Source organism: Methylobacterium organophilum (assembly GCF_022179465.1).
GTDB classification, from domain to species: Bacteria; Pseudomonadota; Alphaproteobacteria; order Rhizobiales; family Beijerinckiaceae; genus Methylobacterium; species Methylobacterium organophilum.
Genome location: NZ_BPQV01000001.1, coordinates 400,771 through 415,866 on the forward strand (window position 1 = coordinate 400,771; position 15,096 = coordinate 415,866).

Sequence of the window (15,096 nt, forward strand, 5' to 3'; positions counted from 1 at the left end):
CGGCGCCAGAAGGCTTCCCGCCCTGAAACCAGGGAGATGCCGCCATGATCAGGAAGACCGTCACCGCAGGGCTTGCCGCCCTCACCCTCGTCGCCGCCCTCGGCGCATCCGTGAATTCCGCCCAGGCCGGCTGGCGCGGCGCCGCCGTCACCGCCGGAATCCTCGGCCTCGCCCTCGGGGCCGCGGCCGCCGCCTCGGCCCGCCCGGCTTATCCCGAGCCGGTCTACGATTACGGCTATGGCTGCGGCTATGTCTACGAGCCGGTCTACGACGTCTATGGCGAGCAGGTCGGCTGGCGCCGCGTGCTCACCTGCTGAGGACGCCGCCTCCTGCCGCGCGCGATGCCCCCGGCCGGAACCGCGGCCCGTCGCCCGTGCCCATCCCTCACGCGGCGCGGAGCTCCGGGCCGTATGCGCTCTCCCGAAGCGCCGCGATGCTCTCGGCCATCAAGGCTCGAAGGGCGGCGACCGGCGGGCCATCCGGGATCGGCGCCCCGCTCCGGGCCGCCTGCTCGATGGCTTCGAGGGCGTGGGCGAGGCGGGCGAAGCCGATGTTGCAGCTCATCGATTTGAGGGCGTGGGCGGCCCGCGCCGCCTCCTCCGGGCAACCCGCTTCCAGGGCGGCCGAGAGGTTCTCCAAAGCCTCGGCCGCCTGGTCGCGATAGATCGCGAGCAGGCGCTGGATCAGCGGGGCCTCGCCGGGCGCCGTCATCGCCGAGAGACCATGCAGGGTGGCGAGATCGAGGAGGGGCGCCGCTTCAGGCGCGCCCGCCTGAGCCGCCACCGGGTCTTCGCGCCGGAGGGTCTCGGCCTGCCGGAGGATCCCGGCGAGCCGGGCCAGGGTGAAGGGCTTGGTGAGCACCCCGTCCATCCCCGCCGCCCGCCAGGCCTCGGCGGCCTCGCCGATGACATGCGCGGTCAGGGCGAAGATCGGGACCGGCGGGCGGCCCTCGGCGGCTTCGCTGGCACGGATGCGCCGGCTCGCCTCGAAGCCGTCGCAGTTCGGCATGTCCCCGTCTATCAGGATCGCGTCGAAACCTTCCCGGCGCGCCCGCTCCACCGCTTCGAGGCCATCGACAACCAGGGTGACGTCGCGGACCGCGAGTCGGCGCAGGGCTTCGAGAGCCACCTCCCGGTTGACCAGACCGTCATCCGCCACCAGCACGCGCAATCCGGCGAAGGAGGGCAGCGCCTCCGCTTCGGCGCCCGGACGGGCGGCCTCGTCGAGGGAGGCTCCGGCGGACAGGGCCGCCAGCACCGGGCGCCACTCGCTCTGGGCCAGGGGCCAGCGGATCACCGCATCCGCCCAGCCGCGGTGCAAGGCCTCGGCGCCGACGGCATCGCCCATCGGGCAGAGGGCGATGACGCGCTCCGCCCCTTCGGGCCGTGCCGAGAGGCGGGCGAGATAGGCCGCCGAGACGATCCACGGACCGGGTCCCGCCATGGCGTTGGGCCGAATCGTGAAATCCGCCGCCTCCAGGCCGACGCGGAGCGCCGCCTCCGTCGCCGCACCGAGCCCGGCAAGGCGGATGGCGGGGGTCACTCCCGCGGCGCGCGGGAGAGGGGCCTCCTCCGGCTCCGCGCCCCGCATCGGGATCTCGGCCCAGAAGGTCGAACCCTGCCCCTCCCGACTCTCGACCCCGACCGCCCCACCCATGGCCGCGACGAGCTGCCGAGCGATGGAGAGGCCGAGGCCGGTGCCGCCGAAGCGGCGGGTGGTGGCGCTGTCGGCCTGGGAGAAGGCTTCGAAGATGGCTCCGAGCTTGTCGGCGGGAATGCCGATACCGGTATCGCTGACGGCGAAGCGGATCCGGCCGGTTTCGGAACGGCAGGAGACCCGCAGGACGACCTGTCCGCTCTCGGTGAACTTGAGCGCGTTGCTCACGAAATTGCCGATCACCTGGTTGAGCCGGGCCGGGTCGCCGAGGATCCGGCGGGGCAGGCCGGGCTCGATCACCGCGGCGAGGTCGAGCGCTTTGCTGTGGGCACGCTCGCCGAACAGGGTGACCACGGTGTCCGCCACGTCGCGCGGATCGAACGACACCTCCTCCAGGCTCACCTTGCCGGCCTCGACCTTCGCGAAGTCGAGGATGTCGTTGAGGATCGCGAGCAGGCTGTGGCCCGACTGGGCGATGACCTCCGCGTAGCGCTTCTGGCGGCTCGGCAGCTCGGAGGTGACGAGCAGCTCCGCCATCACCAGCAGGCCGTTCATCGGCGTGCGGATCTCGTGGCTCATCGTCGCCAGGAAAGTCGACTTGGCGCGGTTGGCGGCTTCCGCGTGATCCTTGGCGACGCTGAGCTCCGCGGTGCGCGCGGCGACCTGCGCCTCCAGGGTCCGACGATGCTCCGCGAGCATCCGGTCGCGCTGATTCACGGCGGCGAGAAGGTCGTTGAAGGTCTCGGCGAGAAGGCCGACCTCGTCCTGCGTGGTGACCTCGGCACGGATCGCGTAGTCGCCAGTGCGGTGCACCGTCTCCATGGTGGCGGTGAGCGCGCGCAACGGTCCGGTCAGGCTCGCCTGAAGCCGATAGGCGATCATGAGGCCGATCGTGAGCGCGAGCAGGGCGGCACAGCCCGACGTGATCGCCGCGGAGCGGATTCGTTCGGCGAGATCGGCGGTGTTCGCCATCAGCACCACCGATCCCACGGCGATCCCGCCGGCCGTTACCGGCACGCGGACACGGACGGTGCGGGTCGAGAGCAGGCGCAGGGGGCCGATTTCCGTCTCCGCATCGAGGTCGAGATCACCGTCGAGCCGTGCGCCGAGCCCCTGATCGGCAAGGACGGAGCCGTCGGCGAGGAGGATCGCCGCGTATTCGATGCCACGCTGGCCGCCGATCGCCCGCAGCATTGCGGTCGCGGACGCGGCATCGGCCGTCTGGGCGGCAGCCGCGCCGGCGCTCGCATAGATCCGGGCGATGTTGACGAGCTCGTTGCGCTTGTCGGAGGCGTAGCGGTCCACGTCGCGCCACACGGTGAAGCCGAGGGCCGCCGCGAGGGCGATCAGGACCGCCCCGGCGACGACGGAGCCGATGCGCCAGCTCAACGAGGATGGCCTCCCGAGCGGACGCCGCTTCCGGCTCGCGGCCATGATCCGCCTCATCGCCTCCGCCCTGTGCCCCACCCGGCAGCCTTCCTTCATGGCCGCCCCGTCGCCAGGATGCCCCGAGGGGGTGAAGATTCCCTTGAATGCTTTTCGTGCGAGGCACTTGCCCCTAGGCGTCCACAGGGGCGCATGGCTTTCATGAGCCGGCTATGAAACGGCGTGACTCCCGACGCGCCCCTGTGTTTCCCGCGTTCCCTCCGCTCCGCCTAAAAAGCATCTTTCGCGAAGCAGGCGATGTCCTGCCACCGGGTCAGGAAGGCGTCCACGCAGGCCGGGTCGAAATGACGGCCGGCATTGGCGACGAGATGAGCCCGCGCCGCATCGAGGCTCCAGGCCGCCTTGTAGGGGCGGGCCGAGGTGAGCGCGTCGAACACGTCGGCGACGGCGACGATACGGCCGCCCAGGGGAATGGCCCCGCCGGACAGTCCCAGCGGATAGCCCGTCCCGTCCCAGCGTTCGTGATGGCTCCGGGCGATTTCGGCGGCGATCTTCAGAACCTCGGAATTGCTGGAGCCGAGGATGGCGTAGCCGCGCTCGGTATGGAGCTGCATCTCGGCCCGTTCGGCCTCCGTCAGGGGGCCGTTCTTCAGGAGGATGGCGTCGGGCACGCCGATCTTGCCGACATCGTGCATGGTCGAGGCGAGCGACAGCATCCGGCACGCCTCGGGATTGAGGCCCAGGGCCTCCGCGATGAAGGTGACGTAGGTGGCGACCCGCTCGATATGGTCGCCGGTATCGCTGTCCCGGCATTCCGCCGCACGCATCAGCGCGGCCACGATCTCGCGCTCCCGCGCCTCGATGGTCTCCACGGCCGCGGCGACCTCCCGGGAGAGCCAGGCGGAGCGGTCCTGCTCGGCCCGCAGGAGCTTGCGCAGCTTCAGGAGGTTGTGCACCCGCGTGCGGACCTCGACCGGATCGCAAGGCTTGTTGAGGAACTCCGTCGCCCCCGCTTCCAACGCCTCGTGGCGCAGGCAGCGGGCCGTCATCGAGGTCACCATGACGATCGGGACGGCCTCATAGCCCGGGGAGGCCCGCACGGCCTTGATCAGCTCGACCCCGTTCATGCCGGGCATCTCGTAATCGACCACGATCACGCCGACCCGCTCGCTTTGCCCGTGCAGCGCGGCGAGCGCCTTGAGCGGATCGGTGAAGGCCCGGGCTTCGCCCTCCGAGACGCCCTTCAGCGCCTCGGACATGATCAGGTTGTTCATGCGGTCGTCGTCGACCAGGATGATCATCATCGCAGACGCTCCGGCTCAGCGGGTCATCAAGACACGCCCGCTGATCGGGCCGACGCCCTCGGGCACGGGCACGTTCGATCGGTCGTAATCGGCGTTGAGGTACAGGTTCGGCCCGTCGTAGAGATTGATCTGATCCGCCACGATCACGGTGTAGGCGGACTGGTCCGCCACGGGCCGGCTCGCATCGATCACGAGGCGGCCGCGGGGCAGGTAGATGGTGCCGAGCAGGGTCCGGGCATTGTCGCTGATGATGCGGTAGAGGCGAAGGGGCTTCTGGATGCCGCCGGGCGGCGGCGGCGGGGGCGGCGTGACGAGCGGATTCGTCGGCGGCGGGACGGGATCGGCGACCTGTCGCTCCTCGAACAGCAGCAATCCCGCCATCGGACCGTTCGTCGGTGCGGCCAGACTGATGGCGGTGTGCCGGTCGAAGAGGAGGCCGCCCCGGTTGCCGGTGAAGTAGAAGCCGACGCCCGTCCCGGACAGGGTGGCGTGTGCGTCGACGATGAGCGGGCCGTCCTTCATCACGTAGACGCCCGGCTTGAGCGTGACGACGGCCTTGTCCGTGATCCACAGGCCGCCGCAATAGGTGCCCGGCTCCAGTTCGCGGCTCTTCCGGACGATGTTGGGCCTCCCGTCACCGCTGCCGGGCGGATCCGGGAAGCGGACGCAGTCGCCGACCGGCGGGGGTGCCCGGTTCGCGAGGGGATCCGGAATGACGGGGCAATCCGTCACCGGGGTGGGATTGAAGTTGGCTCTCTCGCCGCTGTAGCCGCCCGCCGAACAGATCACCTGGGCGTAAGCCGTGGCGCGGCTCTTCCCGAGCAAGCCCTTCGCATGCGTCGAGTTCGAGTAGAGCGAGCAATCCTTGGCCGTGACCAGGGAGTCGTGTTCCAGGGAGATCGCGCCCATGAGCATCTGGTCGAGGGCGAGCATGCAGAGCCGCATCCGGCCGACCACGGACGCCGTCGCCTGAACCGACACCTCCATCGTGGAGCGCCCGAGGAACGGCCCGAACAGGAGCTGCACCGTTTCCGAGACGCTGACCGCGAGCTGCCGCCGGTCGGCGCTCACCGAAGGCTTGATCGTGAGCGCATGCTTTGCAGGCGTCCCGGCGTTGTCGCGCACCATCTGCTCGGTGAGGACGAGGACGAGCTGGGGATCGGGCGTCGCCATCTTCAAGGTGTTCGCGCCGCTCAGCACGGCGGTGTCGGCGGCGACCTGAAGCGCGTTCCGGCGCAGAAGGACATGCGCGTAGTCGATCGCGGCGCCTCCGATCGCCAGGAGCGCCGGCAACGCCACCGCGAAGGAGATCGCCACGTTTCCGGAGCATGGCTTCAGCCGGGCAAAGGCATTCGCTCGCATTGAAGCCGTCCGCTTCCAGAGCAGGCATAACAACTTCAAATTGAGCATAGAATTTCTATATTCTACACAGGTTGCACAACTATAGTGCCGGAAATAACTGTCGCGAATCTTAAACCGACTCGAAAAACCGACTGTGCACTCGAAGACAATTCGCAATGCGCTCTTCGGAGGCGCCGAACACGGCGTTGGCCGCCGAGGCTGGGCGGAACGTCCCGCCGGTGGCATGCTGGATCCATGTACGCTCGGCCCCCGTGCGCTCGCCGCCTTCCCTGGACCCTCCCGCTCCCCGCCGCCGGGAACGGGGAGGGCCTTCCGTCGGAACGCCGCCGCGGAAGATCCGTCCTCCGGGCGCTGATCGCGCTTCCGATGCTGGCGCTCGCCTTCGCGGCACAGGCACGTCCCTTCCTCGACGCGGCCGGCCGCACGGTCGAGGTTCCGGAGACGGTCGGACGCGTGCTCGCCGCCGGTCCGCCGGCCGGCGTGCTCCTCTACACCCTGGCCCCCGGCAAGATGGCCGGGTGGGTCAGCGCCCCGAGTGCCGAGGCCATGCCCTTCCTGGCGGCCGGGACCCGCGCGCTTCCCGCCTTCGGGCGCCTGACCGGGCGCGGCGGCTCGGCCAATGTCGAGTCGGTGCTGGCGGCCAGGCCCGACCTGATCGTCGATGTCGGCAGCACGGGGCCGACCTATGCCTCCCTGGCCGACCGGGTGCAGGCGCAGACCGGCATCCCCTACATCCTGCTCGACGGCGCCTTCGCGAAAACGCCGGAGGTCTATCGCCGGCTCGGAGCCCTGCTGGGTGAGGACGGGCGCGGCGCAGAGCTGGCCGAAGCGGCCCAGGCGCTCATGGGCGAAGTCGCGGGCAAGGTGGGTCATCTGCCCGCCGAGTCTCGGCCCAGGGTCTACTACGCCCGGGGTCCGAAGGGGCTCGAGACCGGGCTCGCCGGCTCGATCAACGTCGAGATCCTCGGGCTGGCCGGTGCCCGCAACGTCGCGGACGCCGCGGGGCCCGGTGGGCTCGCCACGGTCTCTCCGGAGCAGGTGCTCGCCTGGAACCCGGACGTGATCCTGACCGTCGACGATGCCGTCGCCAGGATGTTTCGCGAGGATCCGCTCTGGAGCGGCCTGGAAGCGGTGAAGGCGGGCCGGATCTACCGCGCGCCCGCGCTCCCCTTCGGCTGGTTCGACGCGCCGCCGGGCGTGAACCGCCTGATCGGCCTGCGCTGGCTCGCCGGGCAACTCCATCCCGACCTGTTCCCGCAGCCTGTCGGCGAGGCGGTGCGCGACTTCTACCGCCGCTTCTACCATGTCGAGCTCGATCCGGCGGGGGTGGAGGCGCTGCTGGCCGGCGCCGACGGACACCCGTGATGCGCGCCGCCGCCGTGACCCTGCGCCGGGCGGCCGGCATTCCCGCCGCGCTCCTGGCCCTCGCCGCGCTTCTCCTGCTGGCACTCGTCTCCCTCTCCATCGGCCGTTACGGGGTCGCGCTGCCGGACGTGGTGGCGGTGCTCGCCGGCGGACTGACCGGGCAGGACGCCACCGTCGACCCGACCGCCCGCACCGTGGTGCTGCAGGTGCGTCTGCCGCGGGTCGTGGGCGCCGTCGTCGTCGGGGCCGCGCTCTCGGCGGCAGGCGCCACCTATCAGGGCCTGTTCCGCAATCCCCTCGTCTCGCCGGACATCCTGGGCGTCTCGGCCGGGGCGAGCCTGGGAGCGGTGCTCGGCATCTTCCTCGGTCTGCCGGTCGTGGCGATCCAGGCCCTCGCCTTCGCCGGAGGCCTGATGGCGGTCGGGGCGGTCTACGCGGTCGGGGCCGCGGTGCGCCGGCACGATCCGGTCCTGACGCTGGTTCTGGCGGGCGTCGCGGTGGGCGCCTTGCTCGGGGCCGGCATCTCTCTCCTGAAGGTGCTCGCCGATCCCTACAACCAGCTGCCCGCCATCACCTACTGGCTGCTCGGCAGTCTCGCCTCGGTGACGCTGTCCGATCTCGGCGCCATCCTGCCGGCGATCGCTCTCGGCCTCGCGCCCCTCGTCCTGCTGCGCTGGCGGGTCAACCTGATGAGCCTGGGCGACGAGGAGGCCCGGGCCCTCGGCGTCGAGACGCGCTGGCTGCGTCCCCTGCTCGTGGTCGGGGCGACTCTGGTGACCGCGGCGGCAGTCTCGGTGACGGGGGTGATCGGCTGGATCGGGCTGATCGTGCCCCATCTCGCCCGCCTGCTGGTCGGGCCGGATTTCCGCCGGCTGCTGCCGGCCTCCCTGCTGCTCGGAGCGGGCTATCTCACCGCGGTCGATCTCGTCGCCCGCAATGCGGCGCGGATCGAGGTGCCGCTCGGCATCCTCACCGCCCTGATCGGTGCCCCCTTCTTCCTCTGGCTCCTCGCCTCGGGCCGGAGGGGCTGGTCGTGAGGGCTGCCCCATGCTGAGCGTGGAGGGCCTGTCCTTCGGCTATCCCGGCCGCACGGTCGGGCGCGACGTGAGCTTCGCCCTGAAAGCGGGAGAGGTGCTCTGCCTGCTCGGGCCGAACGGGGGCGGCAAGACCACTCTGTTCAAGACGGTGCTCGGGCTGCTTCCGGCCCAGGCGGGGCGCGTCAGCCTCGATGGGCAGGACATCGCCCGCTGGTCCCGGGCGCAGGTCGCCCGCGCCCTGGCCTACGTGCCCCAGGCCCATGCGGCCTTCTTTCCCTTCAGCGTCCGCGAGGTCGTGCTGATGGGCCGTGCCAGCCGTCTGCCGCCCTTCGCGAGCCCCGGGCCGTCCGACCACGCGGCGGCGGAGCAGGCGCTCGCGCGCCTCGGCATCGGCCATCTCGCCGGCCGGATCTATACGGAGATCAGCGGGGGCGAGCGGCAGATGGCCCTCATCGCCCGGGCGCTCGCCGGAGAGCCGCGCATCCTGGTGATGGACGAACCCACCGCGAGCCTCGATTTCGGGAATCAGGCCCGGGTGCTGTCGCAGGTGCGGCGGCTCGCGGCCCGGGGCATCGCGGTGATTCTCTCCACCCACGATCCCGGCCACGCCTTCCTCTGCGCCGACCGGGTTCTCGCCCTGCACGAGGGCCGCCTCGCGGCCGCCGGGCCGCCCGCGGAGACGGTCACCCCGGAAATCCTGCGCCGGCTCTACGGGGTGGAGGTGACGGTGGCGCCGCTCCCGGGGGGCCTGGCCGCCTGCGCGCCGGTCCTGTCCTAGAGACGCAGGAGCCGGAGAAGCGCCCCTCCGCGAGGAAGGGCACCGGTGTTCTGTTTTAGTCGACGGCGATCATCACGTCAGAGGCCTTGACCACGGCATAGGCCTCGCCGCCGACGGTGAGCTTGAGGCTGTCCACCGCCTCGTTGGTGATGGCGGAGGTGACGACCTGGCCCGGCCCGACCTCGATCTTCACATGGGCGGTGGTCGCGCCCTTCTCGACCGAGACGATCTTGCCCTTGAGCACGTTGCGCGCGCTGATCTTCACGGATGTTCCTCCTGTGATTGAGCCCCGCGCCGCCTATAGACCGGGGCTCCGCGCGGTGCCAGGAAAACGCCGTTGCTTGAGCATCGCAGCAATCCATCGACCGCACTAGCCAGGCCCGCGCGAGGCCGCTATAAGCCGCGCCTCGAATCTCCGTTTGCAGCACGGTGCCGATGGTGATCCCGCAGGATGCGGGAGCCGCCCAGGCGCCTTTTTTGCCGTAGGATCCTTCCCGTGGCCGTTCCGAAGCGAAAGACCTCCCCCTCCCGCCGCGGCATGCGCCGCTCCGCCGACGCCCTCAAGGCCCCGACCTATGTCGAGGACAAGGACTCGGGCGAGCTGCGCCGTCCGCACCACATCGACCTGAAGACCGGCATGTACCGTGGCCGTCAGGTCCTGAAGGTGAAGTCGGCCGAGGCCTGATTCCGCGCTTCCGGCGCGCTCGTCACGGGCGCGCCGCGCCGCTCTCTTCTATCGACCCGATCGTCCGCCGGCCGCCCGCGCGTAATGCGCGGCTGCGGCCTTCTGGCGTTCCGGGCGCGATGGAAACGGGGCCGGCTCGCTGTTGACGAGGAGCTGGGCCAGGAAGCTCGCCCGCGGCCTTGGACCGACGAGGCGTACACCGCCCCGGTCCGGGCCTGCTTGGCCGGACACGAGGGCGCGGCCTTGGCCGGTCACCCGATCGTCGTCGTCGTTCCCGCCACGCAAAGCCGGCCACTCCTTCGGCGCCCGCCTTCATGAAATGAGCAAGACACCGCTAGCGGCAACGGTTTTTTAACGCCTCCGTTCCGGCAGCCCGAGGGCACACCCCGCGCGCACATCCATCCAAGCCATTGATCGGTCTCGTGTTCCGACCCGAATCGATGGGCGGTCCGGCGAGAGGCGATCGCGCAACCGGGTAGTCTTTACGGAGTGGTTGCCGACCCGCGCCGACCCGTTATTTCTTGGCGAGGGCCTCAAGACGGGCCTGCATCTCGGCCATCTGCCGCTTCAGGTCGTCCAGATCGCCACCGGGTGCCGGCGCCTGCGCCGCGGGGGCGTTGGGGGCGGGGGCCTGGCCGAAGCCGCCCGTGAACATCTTCATCGCATCGCCGAAGAAGCTCATATTGGCCCGGACCTGCTCCTGCAGCGCCTGCTGGAAGGCCGCGGGCCCGAAGCTCTGCGCCATCTTCTCGCGCAGCCCGTCCTGGTCCTTGGCGAAATTCGCCATGGAGAATTCGAGGAAGCTCGGCACCATGGTGCGCATGCTGTCGCCGTAGAAGCGGATCAGTTGCCGCAGGAAGGCGACGGGCAGCAGGTTGTCCTCGCCGGCCTTGTTCTCCTGCTCGAAGATGATCTGGGTGAGCACCGCGCGGGTGATGTCGTCCCCCGAGCGCGCATCGTACACGACGAAATCCTCGCCGCTCTGCACCATGCCGGCCAGATCCTCGAGCGTGACGTAGGTCGAGGTGCCCGTGTGATAGAGGCGACGGTTCGCGTATTTCTTGATGACGGTCTGATGCCCCTTGCCGTTCTCGGCCATCCCCGCGGCACCTCCCGCTCCGTTGACGATCGCGCGCAAAGCCTTCTCGCTCCGCTTCCGCCGTGGTCCCGCAACCGCGGAACCCTCCCGTGACGGCCGACCTTAAGGCACTCTCGCGGTGGCGAAAACAGCAATTTTCCAAGCGATCCGCAGAATAATGCAGTGCAGGTGGGTTCGGCTGCTTTGGATCGGCCCGCCTCCACCCTCGGCACGCTTGACTTCACAGGTCTCAGGGCTTTCTTCCGATGAACGGCAGGCCGCGCGCAACGACGATCCAACAAGGTCGCGCCGCCGGATGAGGAGAACGTCACGATGGCAGCCAGCGAAGATATCGTCATTGTCGGAGCCGCGCGCACGCCGGTGGGTTCGTTCGCAGGCGCCTTCGGCAGCGTGCCCGCCCACGAGCTCGGTGCGGTGGCGATCAAGGCGGCGCTGGAGCGCGCCGGCGTCTCCCCCGACGAGGTGGACGAGGTGATTTTCGGTCAGGTGCTCACCGCGGGCGCCGGCCAGAACCCGGCCCGCCAGGCGGCGATCAAGGCCGGCATCCCGGAGAAGGCCACCGCCTGGGGCCTCAACCAGGTCTGCGGCTCGGGCCTGCGCACCGTCGCCGTCGGCATGCAGCAGATCGCCAACGGCGATGCGAACATCATCGTGGCCGGCGGCCAGGAATCGATGTCGCTCTCGCCCCACTGCCAGTATCTGCGCGGCGGCCAGAAGATGGGCGACATCAAGCTCATCGACACGATGATCAAGGACGGCCTCTGGGACGCCTTCAACGGCTACCACATGGGCCAGACCGCCGAGAACGTGGCCCAGGCCTTCCAGCTCACCCGCGAGCAGCAGGACGCCTTCGCGACCCGCTCGCAGAACAAGGCCGAGGCCGCCCGCAAGGAGGGCCGCTTCAAGGAGGAGATCGTCCCCGTCACCGTGCCGGGCAAGAAGGGCGACACCGTCGTCGACACCGACGAGTACATCCGCGACGGCGCCACGATCGAGGCGATGGCCAAGCTGAAGCCCGCCTTCGCCAAGGACGGCACGGTCACCGCCGCCAACGCCTCCGGCCTCAATGACGGCGCCGCCGCCATCGTGCTGATGTCGGCCTCCGAGGCCGAGAAGCGGGGCCTCAAGCCGCTCGCCCGGATCGTGTCCTGGGCGACCGCGGGCGTCGATCCGAAGGTGATGGGCACGGGCCCGATCCCGGCCTCGCGCAAGGCGCTGGACAAGGCCGGCTGGAAGCCCTCCGACCTCGACCTGATCGAGGCCAACGAGGCCTTCGCCGCCCAGGCCCTCGCCGTGAACAAGGACATGGGCTGGGACGACGAGAAGGTGAACGTCAATGGCGGCGCCATCGCCATCGGCCACCCGATCGGCGCGTCCGGCGCCCGCGTCCTGGTCACCCTGCTGCACGAGCTGAAGCGCCGCGACGCCAAGAAGGGCCTCGCCACGCTCTGCATCGGCGGCGGCATGGGCGTCGCGATGTGCGTCGAGCGCGTCTGAGGCGCGCCTCCGGGGGAGGGGCCGCCCTTCCCCGGCCGTTCCTCAAACGGTTTTTTGGCAAAAGCGCTTGAGGCTCCGTAAAATTTAAATGCGATGCGGAGCGCGGCGCCCCCGGCTAAACCGGTCGTCCACGGGGCGGCACGGTCGCCCGCCCACGCCCGCCTTGCCCGAAAGACCGGTGACAGGACGGCTTTCCTGTGAGCCGCCCGCCTAGCCGGTGTTTCGGAAAGCACAGTAAAAACAGACTCTAACGAGAGCACGGAGGAAACCATGGCTCAGGAACGCGTCGCCCTCGTCACGGGCGGGACGCGCGGCATCGGCGCCGCGATCTCCAAGAGGCTGAAGGACAAGGGCTACAAGGTCGCCGCGAATTACGGCGGCAACGACGAGGCGGCCAACGCCTTCAAGGCCGAGACCGGCATCCCGGTCTTCAAGTTCGACGTGGGCGATCTCGCGAGCTGCGAGGCCGGCATCAAGGCCATCGAAGCCGAGCTCGGCCCGATCGACATCCTGGTCAACAACGCCGGCATCACCCGCGACGGCGCCTTCCACAAGATGAGCTTCGACAAGTGGCAGGCGGTCCTCAAGACCAATCTCGACTCGATGTTCACCTGCACCCGGCCGCTGATCGAGGGCATGCGCTCCCGCAATTTCGGCCGCATCATCATCATCTCGTCGATCAACGGCCAGAAGGGCCAGGCCGGCCAGACCAACTACTCGGCCGCCAAGGCCGGCGTGATCGGCTTCGCCAAGGCGCTGGCGCAGGAGAGCGCCGCAAAGGGCATCACCGTGAACGTGATCGCCCCCGGCTACATCGCCACCGACATGGTGATGGCGGTGCCGGAGGACATCCGCAACAAGATCATCGCGACGATTCCCACGGGCCGCCTCGGCGAGGCCAACGAGATCGCGCAGGCGGTGGAATACCTGGCGAGCGACGAGGCCGGCTTCGTCACCGGCTCGACGCTGACCATCAACGGCGGCCAGCACTTCGTCTGATCCGGCCGTTCGGCTGAGACGGGCCGGGGCGATCCTGTCGCCCCGGCCTTTCTGGTAGGTTGGGCCCTAGCCCCGCGGCGTCGGCCGCCAGTCCGGCGGGGCCATCTCGAAGCCGGCGAAGTCGAAGCCCGGCGACACCGTGCAGCCGACGAGCGTCCAGGCGCCGAGGCTGGTGGCCGTCTGCCAATGGCCGGCCGGCACCACGAGCTGGGGGCGCTGGCCCCGGGCGAGGTCCGGGCCGAGATGGTGGGCCGAGGCGTCGTGGCCGTTCGGGCTCAGGGTGATCACCATCGGCGCGCCGGCATACCAGTGCCAGATCTCCGCGGCGTCGACCCGGTGCCAGGCCGAGACCTCGCCGATCCCGAGCAGATAATAGATCGCCGTGCCGACGGAGCGGCCGTCGATCGCCCGCGGATCGCGGAAGGTCTCGCGGTAATGGCCGCCCTCGGGATGCGGCTGCAAACCGAGGCTGGCGATGATCTCCTCGGCGCTCGTCCCCGTCGCAGCCATCGCTCTCCTCCTCTCCACGGCGTCACGCAACGCCCTGACGCCACCGCGGCGCGGCAAGAATCCCGCGAGCGGCGCTCACGGCCTGGGCAGATTGATGTCCGGCAGGGCGCCCTGGGGCAGGGTGCCCTGGGGCAAGGCCCCCTGCGGCAGCTTGGGGCCGGGCCGGGCGGCGGGCTTGGCGGCCTTCGGCTTGGCCGCCCCCGCCTTGCCGGCACCGGGATCGGCCGGAGCCCCGGCCTCCGCCATCGGGTCGGGCCGGCGCTTGGGCGGCGGCAGCGCCTTGGCGGCGGGCGCGTCCTCGCAGGCCTTGAAGGCGAGGCGGGCGATCGCGGCGCCGTCCTCGGCGACGAGGTTCAGGCTGTCGGGCAGGCTCACCAGAGTCTCGTCCCAGCGGACCGTGCCGCCGAGCACGCCTTCCAGCGTCGCCGGCGAGGCGCCCCGGCGCAAAGCCGTCAGGTCGGGGCCGTAGAGGGTGGCGATCTTCGCCCCGACCACGACCTGGAGCACCCGCGTCTGGTCCGGCGTCAGGGGGCGCAGGGGATTGTCGACGCTGATCAGGCCGCTGCGGCTCACCCAGAGATCGAGGTTCCTGGCCCCCTCGTAATGCACGGCCTTGCCCGGGTCGCAGGCGACGGGCGGCGCGGCGAAGGGAGTCGCGGAGGGCGGCGGCGCCTCCGCCTTCGCCGCGGCGGGGGGGGCCGCGTTCTCGGGCTTCGCCTCCGTCCGGCCCTGCGCCTCCGCAGCGGGCGCGGGCGTGTCCACGGGCTTCTTTTCCGCAGGCCTGGGCCTGGGTTTCGGCTTGGGCCGGGGCGGTTTGGCGGCGGGGGCGGCCTGTTCGGCGGGCGGGGGCGGCATCTCCGCATCCTGCGCCGCGGCGCCGAGGCTCAAGGCCGCAAGCCCCGCGAGACCCGCCAGAGCGGGGAAGGTCGCTCTCATCGGTTTCGTCGGTCCTCTCGTTCCGTCCGCCCCCCCTCCGCGCGATGATCCTCCAGCGCCCGCCGGACCGGCTCCGGATCGATGATCTCCAGATCGAGAATCTCCGCCTGCCGGTCGATCGGGCTCTCCCGCGCCGGCCGGATCGCGTCGATCGCCGCGTCCTCGTCCCGGGCGTCGAGGGCGAGTCGCTCCTCCTGTGGCAGGCGCAGGGGTTCGCGCTTGGCCCGGCCGTTCATCACGGCGAAGGCCGCGCAGGCGGCCACAAGGGCCGCGCCGGCGAGCAGGAACAGGAGCGTGTCCATCGTCGCCCCGAGCGTTAATGCGATTTCGGGCGCAGGGGAAACGATCCGCGCCAACATTTCTGCCGTAGCCGCCGCCCTCCGCCGAGGCCGCGCAACGGGCGGGACACCGAGGAACGGTCCTTGCGTCGGAGGCGCAAGGGTGAAAACACCGCTGCTGCGGCGCAGCACCGGCCGCCGAAG

Annotated in this window: 15 protein-coding genes; 7 read left to right on the forward strand and 8 right to left on the reverse strand. The window is 70.4% G+C overall.

Features of this window, described 5'->3' with window-relative positions; all coding sequences use genetic code 11:
- The first annotated feature begins 44 nt into the window (after positions 1 to 44).
- Positions 45 to 317, forward strand: a complete 273-nt coding sequence (locus MFF21_RS01795; RefSeq protein ID WP_238309467.1) for a hypothetical protein — start codon at positions 45 to 47, stop codon at positions 315 to 317.
- Positions 318 to 384: 67 nt separating this feature from the next.
- On the opposite strand, the gene MFF21_RS01800 is transcribed toward MFF21_RS01795, so the two are convergent.
- The 3 genes from MFF21_RS01800 to MFF21_RS01810 form a co-directional block, all read right to left on the reverse strand.
- Positions 385 to 3,045 carry an ATP-binding protein gene (locus MFF21_RS01800; protein ID WP_238309468.1) on the reverse strand — a complete coding sequence of 887 codons (2,661 nt, stop codon included), beginning with the start codon at positions 3,043 to 3,045 and terminating at the stop codon, positions 385 to 387.
- Between the two features lie 266 nt (positions 3,046 to 3,311).
- Entirely contained in the window at positions 3,312 to 4,346 is a 1,035-nt protein-coding gene (locus MFF21_RS01805) for a response regulator (RefSeq protein ID WP_238309469.1), read from the reverse strand.
- A 15-nt stretch (positions 4,347 to 4,361) separates the two neighbouring features.
- A complete protein-coding gene (locus MFF21_RS01810; RefSeq protein WP_444543578.1) occupies positions 4,362 to 5,657 on the reverse strand; it encodes a TadE/TadG family type IV pilus assembly protein in 1,296 nt (431 codons plus the stop codon).
- Positions 5,658 to 6,074: 417 nt separating this feature from the next.
- On the opposite strand from MFF21_RS01810, the gene MFF21_RS01815 reads away from it, so the two are divergent.
- The 3 genes from MFF21_RS01815 to MFF21_RS01825 are packed head-to-tail and all read left to right on the forward strand — an operon-like array spanning position 6,075 to position 8,888.
- Positions 6,075 to 7,073, forward strand: coding sequence for an iron ABC transporter substrate-binding protein (locus MFF21_RS01815; RefSeq protein WP_238309471.1), 999 nt, complete (start codon positions 6,075 to 6,077; stop codon positions 7,071 to 7,073).
- On the forward strand, positions 7,073 to 8,110 hold the full coding sequence (locus MFF21_RS01820) for a FecCD family ABC transporter permease (RefSeq protein WP_238309472.1): 1,038 nt from the start codon (positions 7,073 to 7,075) through the stop codon (positions 8,108 to 8,110). The genes MFF21_RS01815 and MFF21_RS01820 overlap by 1 nt, the downstream gene beginning before the upstream one ends.
- Positions 8,111 to 8,120: 10 nt before the next feature.
- Positions 8,121 to 8,888 (forward strand): ABC transporter ATP-binding protein, encoded by a 768-nt coding sequence (locus MFF21_RS01825; RefSeq protein ID WP_238309473.1) that lies wholly within the window; start codon positions 8,121 to 8,123, stop codon positions 8,886 to 8,888.
- Positions 8,889 to 8,943: 55 nt separating this feature from the next.
- On the opposite strand, the gene MFF21_RS01830 is transcribed toward MFF21_RS01825, so the two are convergent.
- Positions 8,944 to 9,153: a TOBE domain-containing protein gene (locus MFF21_RS01830; protein ID WP_238309474.1), complete on the reverse strand. Its 210-nt coding sequence runs from the start codon at positions 9,151 to 9,153 to the stop codon at positions 8,944 to 8,946.
- Positions 9,154 to 9,384: 231 nt separating this feature from the next.
- Here MFF21_RS01830 and rpmF point away from each other — a divergent pair, with 231 nt between their 5' ends.
- Positions 9,385 to 9,573 (forward strand): 50S ribosomal protein L32, encoded by a 189-nt coding sequence (gene rpmF, locus MFF21_RS01835; RefSeq protein WP_003601373.1) that lies wholly within the window; start codon positions 9,385 to 9,387, stop codon positions 9,571 to 9,573.
- Between the two features lie 514 nt (positions 9,574 to 10,087).
- Here the strand turns inward: rpmF and phaR are convergent.
- Complete coding sequence (phaR, locus tag MFF21_RS01840; RefSeq protein WP_238309475.1) at positions 10,088 to 10,672, reverse strand: polyhydroxyalkanoate synthesis repressor PhaR; 585 nt, start codon at positions 10,670 to 10,672, stop codon at positions 10,088 to 10,090.
- 312 nt (positions 10,673 to 10,984) lie between these two features.
- Between phaR and MFF21_RS01845 the strand changes: the two genes are divergently transcribed.
- Positions 10,985 to 12,169: an acetyl-CoA C-acetyltransferase gene (locus MFF21_RS01845; RefSeq protein ID WP_238309476.1), complete on the forward strand. Its 1,185-nt coding sequence runs from the start codon at positions 10,985 to 10,987 to the stop codon at positions 12,167 to 12,169.
- Between the two features lie 270 nt (positions 12,170 to 12,439).
- Positions 12,440 to 13,168 carry an acetoacetyl-CoA reductase gene (phbB, locus tag MFF21_RS01850; RefSeq protein ID WP_238309477.1) on the forward strand — a complete coding sequence of 243 codons (729 nt, stop codon included), beginning with the start codon at positions 12,440 to 12,442 and terminating at the stop codon, positions 13,166 to 13,168.
- A gap of 66 nt (positions 13,169 to 13,234) precedes the next feature.
- Here the strand turns inward: phbB and MFF21_RS01855 are convergent, their stop codons facing one another.
- From MFF21_RS01855 to MFF21_RS01865, 3 genes are all read right to left on the reverse strand, one after another.
- On the reverse strand, positions 13,235 to 13,678 hold the full coding sequence (locus MFF21_RS01855; RefSeq protein ID WP_238309478.1) for a cupin domain-containing protein: 444 nt from the start codon (positions 13,676 to 13,678) through the stop codon (positions 13,235 to 13,237).
- 75 nt (positions 13,679 to 13,753) lie between these two features.
- A complete protein-coding gene (locus tag MFF21_RS01860) occupies positions 13,754 to 14,614 on the reverse strand; it encodes a hypothetical protein (RefSeq protein ID WP_238309479.1) in 861 nt (286 codons plus the stop codon).
- On the reverse strand, positions 14,611 to 14,916 hold the full coding sequence (locus MFF21_RS01865; RefSeq protein WP_238309480.1) for a hypothetical protein: 306 nt from the start codon (positions 14,914 to 14,916) through the stop codon (positions 14,611 to 14,613). The genes MFF21_RS01860 and MFF21_RS01865 overlap by 4 nt, the downstream gene beginning before the upstream one ends.
- Between the last annotated feature and the right edge of the window lie 180 nt (positions 14,917 to 15,096).

Coding starts and splice junctions, on each gene's coding strand:
- MFF21_RS01795 (WP_238309467.1), top strand. CDS start 45: ATGATCAGGAAGACCGTCACCGCAGGGCTTGCCGCCCTCACCCTCGTC.
- MFF21_RS01805 (WP_238309469.1), bottom strand. CDS start 4,346: ATGATGATCATCCTGGTCGACGACGACCGCATGAACAACCTGATCATG.
- MFF21_RS01815 (WP_238309471.1), top strand. CDS start 6,075: ATGCTGGCGCTCGCCTTCGCGGCACAGGCACGTCCCTTCCTCGACGCG.
- MFF21_RS01820 (WP_238309472.1), top strand. CDS start 7,073: ATGCGCGCCGCCGCCGTGACCCTGCGCCGGGCGGCCGGCATTCCCGCC.
- MFF21_RS01825 (WP_238309473.1), top strand. CDS start 8,121: ATGCTGAGCGTGGAGGGCCTGTCCTTCGGCTATCCCGGCCGCACGGTC.
- phaR (WP_238309475.1), bottom strand. CDS start 10,672: ATGGCCGAGAACGGCAAGGGGCATCAGACCGTCATCAAGAAATACGCG.
- MFF21_RS01845 (WP_238309476.1), top strand. CDS start 10,985: ATGGCAGCCAGCGAAGATATCGTCATTGTCGGAGCCGCGCGCACGCCG.
- phbB (WP_238309477.1), top strand. CDS start 12,440: ATGGCTCAGGAACGCGTCGCCCTCGTCACGGGCGGGACGCGCGGCATC.
- MFF21_RS01855 (WP_238309478.1), bottom strand. CDS start 13,678: ATGGCTGCGACGGGGACGAGCGCCGAGGAGATCATCGCCAGCCTCGGT.
- MFF21_RS01860 (WP_238309479.1), bottom strand. CDS start 14,614: ATGAGAGCGACCTTCCCCGCTCTGGCGGGTCTCGCGGGGCTTGCGGCC.
- MFF21_RS01865 (WP_238309480.1), bottom strand. CDS start 14,916: ATGGACACGCTCCTGTTCCTGCTCGCCGGCGCGGCCCTTGTGGCCGCC.